At 32.6% G+C, this 13,498-nt stretch carries 9 protein-coding genes; 3 read left to right on the top strand and 6 right to left on the bottom strand.

The features are described from left to right. Positions 1 to 229: 229 nt before the first annotated feature. The 4 genes from gshAB to ACYSNW_RS09980 all read right to left on the bottom strand — a co-directional run bounded on the left by gshAB (position 230) and on the right by ACYSNW_RS09980 (position 7,697). Complete coding sequence (gshAB, locus tag ACYSNW_RS09995) at positions 230 to 2,497, bottom strand: bifunctional glutamate--cysteine ligase GshA/glutathione synthetase GshB (RefSeq protein ID WP_461744351.1); 2,268 nt, start codon at positions 2,495 to 2,497, stop codon at positions 230 to 232. Positions 2,498 to 3,174: 677 nt separating this feature from the next. Beyond that, positions 3,175 to 6,453 carry a polysaccharide lyase family 8 super-sandwich domain-containing protein gene (locus ACYSNW_RS09990; protein ID WP_461744350.1) on the bottom strand — a complete coding sequence of 1,093 codons (3,279 nt, stop codon included), beginning with the start codon at positions 6,451 to 6,453 and terminating at the stop codon, positions 3,175 to 3,177. A gap of 40 nt (positions 6,454 to 6,493) precedes the next feature. Then, a complete protein-coding gene (locus ACYSNW_RS09985) occupies positions 6,494 to 7,186 on the bottom strand; it encodes a SipW-dependent-type signal peptide-containing protein (protein WP_461744349.1) in 693 nt (230 codons plus the stop codon). Further along, positions 7,161 to 7,697, bottom strand: a complete 537-nt coding sequence (locus ACYSNW_RS09980) for a signal peptidase I (protein WP_461744348.1) — start codon at positions 7,695 to 7,697, stop codon at positions 7,161 to 7,163. The genes ACYSNW_RS09985 and ACYSNW_RS09980 overlap by 26 nt, the downstream gene beginning before the upstream one ends. A 604-nt stretch (positions 7,698 to 8,301) precedes the next feature. Between ACYSNW_RS09980 and ACYSNW_RS09975 the strand changes: the two genes are divergently transcribed. Both ACYSNW_RS09975 and ACYSNW_RS09970 read left to right on the top strand, forming a co-directional pair. After that, entirely contained in the window at positions 8,302 to 8,814 is a 513-nt protein-coding gene (locus ACYSNW_RS09975) for a GNAT family N-acetyltransferase (RefSeq protein ID WP_461744346.1), read from the top strand. A gap of 198 nt (positions 8,815 to 9,012) precedes the next feature. Beyond that, entirely contained in the window at positions 9,013 to 9,288 is a 276-nt protein-coding gene (locus ACYSNW_RS09970; protein WP_461744345.1) for a hypothetical protein, read from the top strand. Between the two features lie 367 nt (positions 9,289 to 9,655). Here ACYSNW_RS09970 and ACYSNW_RS09965 read toward each other — a convergent pair whose 3' ends face one another. Beyond that, entirely contained in the window at positions 9,656 to 10,072 is a 417-nt protein-coding gene (locus ACYSNW_RS09965; RefSeq protein WP_461744344.1) for a replication initiation factor domain-containing protein, read from the bottom strand. A gap of 153 nt (positions 10,073 to 10,225) precedes the next feature. Here ACYSNW_RS09965 and ACYSNW_RS09960 point away from each other — a divergent pair, with 153 nt between their 5' ends. Continuing rightward, the gene (locus ACYSNW_RS09960; protein ID WP_461744343.1) at positions 10,226 to 11,206 is read left to right on the top strand and encodes a trypsin-like serine peptidase; all 981 of its coding nucleotides are present in this window, start codon (positions 10,226 to 10,228) and stop codon (positions 11,204 to 11,206) included. A 752-nt stretch (positions 11,207 to 11,958) separates the two neighbouring features. Here the strand turns inward: ACYSNW_RS09960 and ACYSNW_RS09955 are convergent. Continuing rightward, on the bottom strand, positions 11,959 to 12,735 hold the full coding sequence (locus ACYSNW_RS09955; RefSeq protein ID WP_461744342.1) for a hypothetical protein: 777 nt from the start codon (positions 12,733 to 12,735) through the stop codon (positions 11,959 to 11,961). Positions 12,736 to 13,498: the final 763 nt, after the last annotated feature.

The raw sequence follows: 13,498 nt of genomic DNA, 5'->3' as shown, positions 1-13,498 counted from the left end.
AGGTATCCGTGTTTTTTCACCCCATCAAAAATCTAGCAGTAACTAAAATTGGCTCAAACACAAGAAGCGTACGAAACAAAAAGAAAATCGATTTTATTTTTATCTTTTGAAATTGAACAAAAGGAACCAACCACAAAGATATTAGAAACTATTTTCGTGGTTGGCACCTTATTTTTTTCTTCGTAAAGCCTCTATCTCAACTTCGTTAGATCCTTTATTTTATATAGATTTAAAAAATTTCTGGATACAACATTTTGAGAACAGCAAGAGTCAATTGACGATTTTTTCCTCTATATGGGTACATATGCATATGCATCGCAGGATTAAAGTTTGCTTCAATAATGCCATAGGTCTTGCTATGCTTCGAACCAGGTACATTTTTATCTGGAATGATTAAGTCAATTCCGCAAACTTTAGCGCCTAACGCAGCAACAGCATCAATTGCAATTTGCTTGTAACTTTCAGCTAATTCATCCGTCACATCGATTGAATCTCCACCTGTACTAACATTAGAATTTTCACGTAAATAAACAACTTGCCCTTGTTCTGGAACTGAGGTAATCAACAAGTTTTGCTCTTTTAGCATCAACTTTTCAACCGCACCTAATTCAATCAATTCTAATGGGGAACGATGATTCGTTCCTCTTAAAGGATCTAGGTTTTTCTCTGCTACTAAAGCTTCAACTGAACGAACGCCATCTCCAATTACATTTGCTGGAACACGTAGTAAAATAGCGTGAACTTCACCATCTAATACAAAGAAACGATATTCTGTTCCTGGAATAAATTCTTCGATTAAGACAGATGTATCTTCATTAAATGCAATTTTTAACGCTTCAGTATAATCTGCAAGCGAGGCGCCATCTTTGAAAATTGAAATTCCGATGCCATAGTTCGTCGATTTAGGTTTGATTACAAATGCTTTTTCAGAATATTTATCATAGGCAAACTCAGCTCTTTCAAAAGCATCGAACTCATCCCCTTGAGGGACAGTAAAGCCTGCTTCCGCTAAAACTTTTTTCGTCACAATTTTATTTTCCATCATCAACGGAACAATGTAACTATCTTTTCCTGTCATATTTGCATTTTTCACATATTCAATATGATCATTGTGTTTTAATTTCAAAAATTGATCTTGTTCATCTAGCACTTCAAAGGCAATTCCTTTTTGAATACTATCAAACAAAAATAATTGTGTGGATAATTCCATTGTTTGGAATCCAGCAAGTTGATAAGGAAACTCGTAAGCCATCGCTTGATACTCTTTCCCAAAAATAATACCTAGTTCTCGATTCGAGTTGTTTTCAATGATATTCCACATCTTTCCAGCAACCGTTAAACCTGGCGACTGTAATTGTAAATGATGTAGTCCAATAGTTTTTTTCTCTGTCATCAAACCTAGTTCATCGCACATATCTAGCATTTCCTCAAAAATACGTTCCCCTTCTGCTACAATGTTAACTTGGGAATACGGATGACCTAAAGCAACTTGTTCATTCACAATATCGCCAGTTGCTACCCAGTCATTAGGAGCTTCTTTTTCATCCGTCCAAAGTAAGAACAACATAAATAAATGTAGAAATTGTAAGGTATCTGCTTCAATTCCTAGACGAGTAAAAGGATTCAAATCCAGATTTCTTAACTCGATATAACGGACACCCTTTTGAGCCAAGTCTGCCATTTTAGCCCCGCCGCGTAAACGAACAGGAGAATAGAATTCTTTTTCTTCTGATAAAATCCCATTTTCAACCATTCGCTCAATATCTTGTGTGTATTTTGCTAAAGACTCATAGGATACTTTTACATCTTCATGATTTTTATAGCCAAACGAACTATTTCGAATACTACGAACTGGTTCTTGTGGACGACGTTCTCCATCCTTAAAATAGCCATCTTCACTAACTGGTGAAGCGCCAAACAAATACGTTACTAACCAACGATATCTTAAATAATTACGAGCAACCTTCATATACAAAACAGTTTTGAAGTCTTCAATTGTTGAATATTCTTCTTGCGCTAAAAATAATTTTTCAATCAAGTCAATTCCATATTCAAAATTAAAATGAATTCCACTTACCATCTGTTTTCTTTTTCCATAAGTTCTTGCCAAATAACGACGATAAAGAACCGCATCAAATTGTTCAAGCTTAGCAATTTTGATTTCTTCATCTTTTTTCGGTAATTGCGGCGGCATACTTAATGGCCACAACATTTCGTCTTTTCGCATTGAGCGAATCGTTACATCATGCATCGCTGCTAAATAACGCAGCATCTCATTAATCGAATTAGCAACTGGAGTAATTAATTCTATTTGTGTTTCACTAAAATCGGTTTGAATATAGGGATGGTAGGAACGATCACCTAAACTATTAGGATGGTCTGTTTTTGCTAAATCTCCATCCATCGTACTACGTTGACTTTCCTTCTCTAAGCCAAAACGTGCGGATAATGTAAATGGACGCACTGTTTTTTCCTGGAGTAACTCTTTAAATTTCATATTGTCACCTTTCTTTTCACAAACAATCTCTTCCACCTATTATATATAAAAGCAACGAGAAAAAACATCTTTTCACTCACTATTGTTTACATAATAGTTATAACGCCAATATTCTTTTTTATAAGTAGAGTATTCCTTATTTTACCTCGTATTGACTCAAGTTGGTAGTCTTCATTTTAAGGAATAGTCAGAAAATTATTTTTCATAATGAAAAAGATATATATATCAATAAATTATCGGAATAATGCCAGATGATATGGAAACAATATCGTTTAAATAAAAAAAATAAACATTCAATTTACAAATAATCAAACAAAAAAACATAATGTCATTAATTCGTAATCAACTTCTTATTTTCAGCGGATTAATCAACTTAAATTTTAATAAAATAACTTTTTTTTCCTTTCTCAATAAAAAAATTTGTGAAATATTTACCACTTTATCCAAACATTTTTTCTATTAAACACAATGAGCCAAAAAAATCAAGAAAATAAAAATGAATAGAAGGAACAACGAAACGTAATAAAAATTTTTTCTGATTACTATTACATTTTATTCCTCATTTAGTGCTACGCTGTTCATTTTTTCTTAAGAGGGTTCTTGTCCTTAAGCAAAAAATCCCCCTAAAAAGCGTGAATCAAGCTTTTTAGGGGGCATCATTTGAATCAAATACTTACTTAAGGCGTGACTCTTAATACAAAATGATCTGATAAACCATTTTTAGTCGTTACTGTTACTCGTGTTGTACCTGCTTTTTTCGCTACTAATTGATTATTTTCAATTGTTGCGATTGAAGCATCTTCTACTTTCCATTCAAATGAAGGATCTGTTGCATTTTCTGGTGAAATTGAGCAATCTAAAGGTAGTTTTGCTCCCTTTTTCAGCATCGTTAAACTATTTTGTTTTGACTTTACCCCTATCACATCAACGGTTTCATCTGCTTCTAATTCAACAGTAATACTCATCGTTTTTCCTAAAGCATTTTTAGTATTCACAGCAATCGTTTGGCCATCTTCTTTTAAGCTAATCGCTTCATCTTTTTCATGAACTGCTTTGACAGCGTTTGGTAACTTCACATCGATTACTTCATTTGATTGGCGTGGATCTGATACATTAATAGTATACTGGTTGCCAACTTTCTTCACTAATAATGCTGCAGGTTTATTGGTAGAAATATCCGCAATTGTTACGCCATTCGCTGCCCAAATATTTACGCCGATCGTTCCTGATTGATTGTCTTTTACCGCTTGAACTTCTTTAGTATTCGCTAAAACACTAAGTTGATTGTTGGCAACTAAATCATTCAATTTTTGTTCAGTTGCATCTGGATACGTCACATACGCATAATGTCCATCAGTCACTTTTTGCCCATGCTCAATCAAAACTTTTTGATAAGTTCCATTATATAGTTTATCACTAGGGAAGGCATCATTGATTTCTTTATAGGTTCCTGTTCGAGTTTCTTTTTGAGTCGTAATTGTTTGATCTTCGAGCATTAAGTAACCAATACTTTGATTTTCTTTCGTCGAATCCAATAAGAGCCAGTCATTGGCTTTGACTGTTTGATTCGTCCTATTTTCACTTAATTTACCTGCTTGATTTTTAAATTCATACTGACTTGTTTCATCTAACAAACGGTTTTCTACGACGGTTTCAATACTTGCATTCGTTGTTCCATTAATTCCAGCGCCTAGCTGAACGATTTTTCCATCAAGAATAAACCATGATTTTTTCGCTTCTAAATCCATCGTCGTTGCTTGGCTATTATTCAACGTTCCTTTTTTATTTAAATTCATTGCGACTGTAGCATCTTCGCCATCTGTCACGCCACCCACATGGGCTTCTTTCGAACGATAGGAAGTAAACTGGTCTTCATTTTTTAATGCCACAGTATCCACTGTTGTTCCTGGTAAACGATAGAAATCAACCGTTGGCCAATAGCTGTCACCAAATTGCTGGTCACTATTATACAAGTAAACCATGCCGTCTGATGTATGCCAGCCTTTTTTATTTTCTTTATTAATCGCTTCAAATGCCGAAATACGCGTAGAATACATGCTGATCCCGACAATATTAGAAGTATCGCCATAAACAAAACGATCCATCGCACCATAGACATGACTGCCTGTAAATGGACGCGTCTGACTGTTGACCGCATCATTTGCCATTAATTCTTTCGTTATCAATAAATCTTTAAAATCTCTCGTGTGCTTGTAGTAGTAATTAGGATTTTGAACCATCCAATATTTCGCCGTTTCTTGTAGACGAGCCTTACTTGTCTCATTCGCAAACTCTGATGTAATCAACAAATTATATAAGGTAGTTGAACCAAATCCCTCTTTTGTTCCAGCGGGTGCTCTTGAAATCGAACGTCCATTGACCATTGGCATGGTTTCACCATTAACCACTAATGGAATAAACGCATTTTCCACGTTCGTCACAAATTGATCAATTAATTCTGTTTCTAACTGCCAAGGTGTGTCTGCAACAATCGAGAAGATTTTACCCACACCTTTTACTAATACATTTCCATAAGAACCATTGTAAGGAATATCGTAGTGTTGAATAAATGAACCATCTTCATAAAAACCATCGCCAGATGAAACGATTTCGAAAACTTCTTTGATACTAGCAACTGCTTGAGTGATTTTACCTGAATCGTTCGCTAAGATTCCAATCCCTAAACAAGATAAGGCTTGATCGGTACGATTCGCACCTGAATTCGCAAAATTCGGAATAAAGTGTAGTTCTACAATTGTATCTTGCGATTTTCCATACAGTTGTTGTGATGGATTTGGTAAATAGCTAGATAGAATATTGGTATATTTTTGTAATTGCTGTTTCGGTATTTCTTCATGCATAATAAATAAAGTTGTGATGAATTCTTGCGGTACACCTACTTGCCAATCCCACCAGTTACCATAATATTTACCACCTGCATAACGACCCGTTTCAGTCATAAACTCCAAACCTGATAAAATAGCTTCTGCAACTTCTGGTTTCTTGTATAAACTCGTTCCTTTTGTGCCATATGCTTTCGCCAATGTATTCAGCTTTTTAAACTGAGTCGTTAAGTCAGCACTTTTGGTATCAGAAGCAACTTTTGCCCATAAATAGGTACGCCCTTCACTTTGATCCATTTGTTCATATAAACTTTCCGCGTTTGCTGAAAGTGAATCGATATATTTTTTTACATCTGGATCATCTAGTAATTCTGGAGAACGTTCAAAGTCACCTACTGCATTCGTTCTCCAACGATCACGCATCAAAGCCAATGATTCTTCATTTTCTGGTTCTGGCTCATTTGAAAAAGCACCTACTGGACCAGATTTCAACGCATTAATTTTTAAGGTTGAACGATTACCGAAAAATCTTACTCCTGTTTTTCCTTGCCAATCATTTGAAATCGTTCCTTTATTATTCGGGTAAGTAACTACCTCATTTTCATAGAAGACTTCGCCATTTAGATAGGCTTTGATTGATACCCCACTGTAGCGAATTAATAATTGGTAACGCTCACCCGCTTCAAGGGTTGGGCCTGCTATTTCAGAAATCCATTTACCACCAGGCTCACCCAAGGTCCATTTTCCTTCTGAATTATAAGCAAAGGTTTGCCAATTAGATGATTTCGTGTCATCCGCTCTAAAAATTAGACTAAAGTTTTTTTGTCCTTCATAGAGAAAATCTAATAACACTTCTCCGTCTTTCATAACTGGTGAGTCTGTTGCAATAGCGACCGATTCAATAGTACTGCCCGTTGTTGTATTACTAGCAACCAATTGTTTGGAAGAAACGGATAAATCGGTTGTTCCAACAATATCTTTCCAATTGCCCGTTTTACCATCTTCAAACGTCAATTCGAACGAATCATCTGCGGCTTGCACCTTCCCTCCCACTACTAAAAATACAATGCTTAAAACTATTGTTAAATATAAGTTTCTTTTCTTTCTGATCATAACATTTCTCCTCTATAAAAAAGTGATTATTGTTTTAGGTTCAACGATTGACTAATTCTTGTAATCTAAGTACAGCTCTATTATCTGCAAAAGCTCTCGTTTGATCCTCTAATCCAACTAATTCTTGGCTATTTATCTCAAATTCGCTTTTGATTGCTCCTTCTAAGACTTGTGTCGCACGCATCTTTGTTTTCACTTGAATCAATGATTCTTGATAACGTGCCCCCATGATATCACCATCAAAATACGCAGTACAGATAACTTCTACCTTCCCTTTAGGATCAAGTAAAAGATACGTGTTGTCTTGCCCATCTTTAAACCAATACGCCGTTGAATTACTTGGATCATTATAAAGACCTGATGTAGGTTTCATGCTCAATTGCACGCTGCCTTCTTGATCACTCACAAATTTGCGATCATTTGCTGGAATCAATGTCAATGCATCGTCACTATATACAAATTTGATTTGACTATTATTTTCAAGTCGAATAAGCGCCGGAATCGTTCCTGTATTCTTAATTTCACCAGACATCTCAGCAGACGTTCCCGGTTCATAAAGAGCCGCTTCTAATTGTGGAAAGTTTCCCGTAATATTCAAGTTTCCCATCGTGATATTTTGCGTTGTTTCAAACTGTGCAGTCCACCAAGCATAAGTCGTTCCAACAATTGACAGCAACAAAGCAATTCCCGTTAAAATAATCTTCGTTTTATTCGATAACTTGCTTTTTTTCATCCTTCTCAAACTCCTTCTTATTTTCTTTCATCTCAATTAAAATCAATCCAATAAAATGTTCTAGTAAGACCATATTTAACACTGATGAAACAAGGGCAATTTTTCCTGAAGTAGATTGAAGCAACCTAAAAAAATAGCCAACCTTTGGCATTGATACCAAAACCTTCCCAATTATCTCTTTTTCATAAGTCGCATCCTCGTAATTATTTGCATCTCCTTTCGTAATGATTTCCCCTGTATTTTCAATGAAAATAATCCTGTGTGTAATCACTTGACCATTCGCAGAAAAACTAATGATATCGTCCACTTTAAGTTTTTGTGGTGGTGTTCTTTTTACAACGACTAGACTGCCTACTGAAATATTCGGCTCCATACTGCCACTTAAGACAGATTTAAATTGATAGGGTCCATACCCATTCTTGTTTAGAAATATCGATAGAAGAGATGAACTAATAATAATCAATAAGAAAGTAATATAAATCCATGAAATTATTTTTTTGCAACGAATCATCTTTTTCTCCTATACTAATAAAAAACCGCGACATTATTTACACAAAATAAAAAATACTTTTCACCAAACTGTATAAAAACGCTTTCAAATAAAATGGAAACAAAGACAGTTTTTTATTGTTCTTCCAATCACTTTAAACTTTAAATTTAATTATTAACAAAAATCACATCAATTGGTTATTAATTCAAAATAATTAACATATCATCTTAACAAGAATATCACAAGTTAACATATTAGTAAATAATTAATTTAATATAATAACTACCTCTGATCCATCAATAAACTTACTTAGCGTCACAAAAAACGTCCTATCTGTAGCTTATACCCATAAAATTAATCTATTTATCAAAATTAAAATAAAATAAGCAGACAATCATGACAGGGAACAGCCAGAACCTCTTAACTTCTTCGTAACCTGTTTTATCTACTTGATTGTTGAAGCCTAACACTTAGAACAACCTTATTCTACAAACTAAAAATTTCTTTAATAAAAAAATGAATCTTTTTACTGAAATACCTCCCAGCTCATCGACTTCTTTTCAAACTTCATCTATGCTATCATGAAGCTAAATAATACTATAGAAGCGGATGTGGCGATAAACAAATGGGAACCATCAAACAACTTACGAAAGCAGATTTAACAACACTTAGAGACTTAAGTATCCGCACTTATTCGGATACCTTTGCACAATATAATGATCCTCAAGATTTAGAAGACTATTTAGCAACTGCCTACAATACAGAAAAATTAACTTTAGAAATGGCTAATTCAGAAACTGAGTTTTATTTTATTTATGTAGATGATCAATTAGCAGGTTATGTAAAAATAAATATCGGAACGGCTCAAACAGAACCTGTTAACGAAAACGGACTCGAAATAGAACGAATCTATGTGGAACGCGATTTCAAGGGGCAAGGATTAGGAAAACAACTTTATGCTAAAGCTTTAGAAAGAGCAAAACAATTAGGAAAAACCTCTATCTGGCTTGGAGTTTGGGAACATAATGCACCTGCTCTTCAATTTTATAAAGGTTTGGGTTTTACTAGAGTTGGTGAACATTCCTTTTTTATGGGAAAAGACGAACAACTTGATTTCTTGATGGAAGTACCGATTTAAAACTAGCAGAAATACTTATAAGAAGGTGCGTCTTTCTCTTATTTCAATTTCTACATCTTTACTTTAAATTTTAAAATTGAATCTCTTCCTGATTCAGATAATTTACATTGTGAAAACTATAAAAATACTTTTATACAGATAACCTATTCAACTTCTTTTCTTAACGAGGTATAATGACATAAAAGGGAGGTTTTTATCATGTCAATAAAAGATAAAGTACAGAAGAAAATTGATGACGCATTTGGAACAGTAGATCTTATCATCTCGTTTAAAAATGATAAAGAAATTGATGTTAAAAAGTTTAACGAACTAAGAAAAGCTGGTAATTGGATCAAATCAAATGGATCTCAAATTAGAGTACAAACAACCTTATCCCCAAAGGACTTAGCAACCCTGATAAAAAAAGAAACAGGAATTTGCCTAGACGATTTCAATATAACCAACGCAGCGGGTCTATATGTTCCGTTTGTTTAGTTTTTAAATAACTATCCTTTTGATTATGTACGCTCTATGTTCACATAAGCCTAATTAAACAAAATAGTCCACCAGTCATGTGATTGGTGGACTCTCTTTGTGAAATTCAATTGGTCTACCTAAACACCCACTGGTATCCCTTATTTTTCACTTCAAAAAGTTTATGAAATATGAAAAATCAATATAAAGGTTTAAAAAAGATATTAAAATAATATAGAGTATCCTACCTATCTTTCCAAATACTTTTTTTAGAACAAAAAAGAATAACTTTTAAGTGTAGTTAAATGCTAGAAAGAGAAAAATGCTCATTTGTTCATTTAAAACGTCTTAAAACACATAATAGAGTGCTTAGAATTCATCTAAACACTCATGAAATAATTTCACCTGTTTCTTTAGCAAGCAATCTTCCTTTATGACTTAATAAGTCCATTTCTTTTGCCAATTGCCATTCCAATACTTTTTGATTGGCTTCACTCAATTCTTCCACATTGGTTATTTGTTGTAAGTAATCAATTCCTAGTTGTTCTCCTGCTACTTGCATAACATAAATGGATTGACCACAATAATTTTTTAACCAACGGAACTTTCGGTCAAAACTCGGCTTAATTGGTTTCATACTTAAATCGACATATTTTGTTGCACCAATAAACCGTGTCCATTTTAGCCATTCATAAAGATCACCATATCTATTCTTTTCAAGTAAACAAATTTGTTGGTATACCACACTTCGAGCAGACCGCAATAACCATATGTCTTCTAAGTAATTCTCAATAAATCGTTGCACTTAAACTGTAACACTAAGAGAATCAAAAGAACATAAGTTCCCTTATTCCGTTCTGCCATATTTTTCAATAATCTCAACTTATTACAAAAAATATATTGCAACATATAATGTAAGCGCTTATTATTAATCTATATAAATAAAGGAGGAATTTAAATGCACAAAATTAGATTAAGAAGCTTATTTACTAGTTTGTTGTTGGTATTATTTTTTTCTGTTGGACCTATCCCTTCAAATGCAGAGGAACAAATTGTCAGTAATAATGGTGATATATCAATATTAGAAGAATCCAATCCTAATTCACGAACAGTTAAAAGTTCAGAAGCATTTGTTGTTGAAAATGACACAGCTGTTTCAAGAAGTATTAAAACAGAACTACCTGATGATATAGGTTTTCCTAGAACAACAGAAGGTTTTGACTATTCATTTGAAACATTACAACCTAATAACAATCTAAACAGTAGAGCAATACCAGCAGTTAATAACAGACAAAGGGTTTCTAATCCTAATTCTTTTCCCTATAGAGCTTCTGTCTTAATAATATGTGATTATAGAACTAAAAATGGAGGAACAGTTAGAGGTCATGGATCTGGAAGCATTATTGGTCCCAACAAAGTTGTTACTGCAGCACATGTCATTTATGATAGAGAACTTGGTTGGGCTAAAACAGTAAGAGTCTATCCAGCTGTAAAAAATAATGCTACTGATTTTAACATGGCTTATGGAAGCATACTATACACTTTTGGCGGCTATATTCAGTCAAGTGGGACTTCATTAACTGCCCAACAAAGAGATGTTAGTGTAATAAAATTAGATAGTAATCTTGGGAATAGCACCGGTTGGTTTGGATATACAACTGCAAAAAGTAGTTATTTAAGACTTAACGGATATGATGGTGATATAGATGATGGACGAACATTGGTAACTAGATATGGCACTAACACTTGGATTGATTCTGGAATTCTAAAATATCCTTGGCTTACTGCTGGAGGTTCAAGTGGAGGTGGAGTATATAATCCTAGTAACAATCAGTTAGAAGCAACTCATGCTTATGGCTATTCTGAAGGTAAAGTTAAAACAGGTGGGGGAGGAGCTAAAATAAATAATGCTATTTTTGACTTCATGTCTAAGTATTAAAATGAATAAACATATAAAAAAAATATATATAATTATATGCATGATAACTATAATTTGTATTTCATTCCTATTTTCTAAGAAAGAGAATTTAGATACTTTAACAAATAGTAGTGAAAACAACAATAGAGAATCAATTAAAAATACATCCGAGAAAGTCTCAGATGATTTTAGAACTACATTAACTAGTATTTATGATGAAAGTGATCCAAATATACAACACAAAAGAACTAAATAAGATATATAGTATAGTTATCCAAAGTGAAAATTCGTAAATTGAGTTTTAAATAGTAATATGCTAAAATATACTTGCAAAACGAAAGTAATTCAAACATTTTATACATCAAAAAACCACCCTATTGCGAGTAGGGTGGTTTTCTTTTCGCTGTTGCGACTCAGCGTTTGAGCTAGTGACAACTGCTTGATTCTCTTCTAATCACCTAGCCAATGATCAACTAATATTAGTCAACAAAAAACGGTGCGATAACCAACGAAAGTAATATTTCAAACATTTTATACACCCCCTTACGGGCAGTTGCCATTGTCAATTATACCCTAACAGAATATCAATTATTTTAAATTTAATACTATTCAATATATTAGTCTTTATTAAGGCTATCAATACTTTTAAGTTTTGACAGCTTGGTTATATTTACAAAAAAAGATAATCTTAGTAGATCATCTTTTTTGTTAAATATTAAATTTTGTTAATTAAAATCAGGATAGTTAAGACAGTTCATATATATTTTTGACCTTTAATACCATGACACAGGAATGATAAAATTTTGAGTCGTCAAAAATCCCTCTTGCCATGTGAACGTTTCAGAGGACCCTTCTAAAATTAATCTCACTTCTTTTGTATTTATATCCAGATTATCGATTACTAATGCATTATTTTTTTCTTCTACAAATAGTTCGTCTGATTTGTCACTACTTGCCTCAATATTTCTTTTAGTAAACTGTGATGAATATTTTACAGGATTTTTAACAATAAATTTTCTGGTTTCTTGACTGACATATACTGTTGGTAATTTTAATTCATCACCAAATGAATAATAATATTTCAAATCTTTTAAATTTTCTATTGGCGTTAAATCAGTTACATTAGCGTATCCTAAATTTAAACTTTCAAGCTTATTTAATGGTGAAAACACTCTTAAATCAATAATTTTTTCCGTGTTTTGATCCATAGAAGAGTATGAGTAATAAGTTTTTAAATTAGTTAAAGATGAAATAGGTCTATAATCAATTACATTGGAAGACTCAACGCTTAATTTTTCAGTGTTTTTCGCATATTGTAAACCTTCTAAACTGCCATAAGTAGAAAATAAACCAAGTTCATCATTTAAGAGTAACATATCACCAACTGTAGGAAGTTCATTTTTGATTGTGGTAGGTTTCAAAGCAGATAAGATATTCCGTCTGATATCGGGATCAGGTATAAATACATTATTTTCTGCCGCTTCGCTAAGAGTAGAATAACTCAACAAACACGCCATAAACAGACATAGACTTAAAATTTTTTTTTTCATTTTTAAAACTCCATTTCTTACCAACTGATTAACTAAAACTGAATTAGCTCATTAGTGGAAATTTATTTTATTTAGAAAAATTCTACTATTCACAATTTATTGTCAGTTATTTTCCACTCCTTTCTAAGGTAAAAATTATATATATCAAATATTTTATATTTGATATAAAAGTATACATACTAACAATAATGTGAGAATATTTCTTTTTTTACTATAACAATAAAAAAGTATAGATAAAATGTTTTTTTACTAAAGATACAACTTTATCAGAGATAAAATACTTATAAAATAACTATATATTTCTATAATCTAATAAATTTTATTAGCTAACAGAACTTTTATTTTCATGATCCTAATTAAATATGGTAAACGAAATTTACATTCTCTCCGTTTAAATAAATTACTTGATAATTAATAATATTTCATAACCCTTAAATTTAGGTAGTCGAACAAACACGAGACGATTATCCCATAATAAAATAAAAATCCCCAACTTCTAAAACTAATTTTTTCGTTATTTTATCTTATATATAAGGAACGACTTTTTGTTGTTATTTAATTATTAATTGTCGTTTTTTTGTTGTGAATCGTCTGATTTTTATGAATAATTATAGCTATAGGATAGAAATACAAAACAAAAGAATAAATCCTCTTTTTATTTAGTCTGGTACTTAATGAACATCTTCTTTTGACATTAAAATAAATCATTGGCGCTTTAGTGTTTGGCTACCACCCAACGCATAAAGTCTTGATTAAACAACAT

The sequence above is a fragment of the Enterococcus sp. LJL99 genome, from assembly GCF_054871725.1.
The sequence above is the reverse complement of the archived record's forward strand: the minus strand, read 5'-3'. Positions and strand labels throughout refer to the sequence as shown.

Excerpts from the sequence above, each read along its gene's own strand:
- ACYSNW_RS09990 (WP_461744350.1), bottom strand. The coding sequence starts at position 6,453 with ATGATCAGAAAGAAAAGAAACTTATATTTAACAATAGTTTTAAGCATT.
- ACYSNW_RS09970 (WP_461744345.1), top strand. The coding sequence starts at position 9,013 with ATGTCAATAAAAGATAAAGTACAGAAGAAAATTGATGACGCATTTGGA.
- gshAB (WP_461744351.1), bottom strand. The coding sequence starts at position 2,497 with ATGAAATTTAAAGAGTTACTCCAGGAAAAAACAGTGCGTCCATTTACA.
- ACYSNW_RS09975 (WP_461744346.1), top strand. The coding sequence starts at position 8,302 with ATGGGAACCATCAAACAACTTACGAAAGCAGATTTAACAACACTTAGA.
- ACYSNW_RS09980 (WP_461744348.1), bottom strand. The coding sequence starts at position 7,697 with ATGATTCGTTGCAAAAAAATAATTTCATGGATTTATATTACTTTCTTA.
- ACYSNW_RS09955 (WP_461744342.1), bottom strand. The coding sequence starts at position 12,735 with ATGAAAAAAAAAATTTTAAGTCTATGTCTGTTTATGGCGTGTTTGTTG.
- ACYSNW_RS09960 (WP_461744343.1), top strand. The coding sequence starts at position 10,226 with ATGCACAAAATTAGATTAAGAAGCTTATTTACTAGTTTGTTGTTGGTA.
- ACYSNW_RS09985 (WP_461744349.1), bottom strand. The coding sequence starts at position 7,186 with ATGAAAAAAAGCAAGTTATCGAATAAAACGAAGATTATTTTAACGGGA.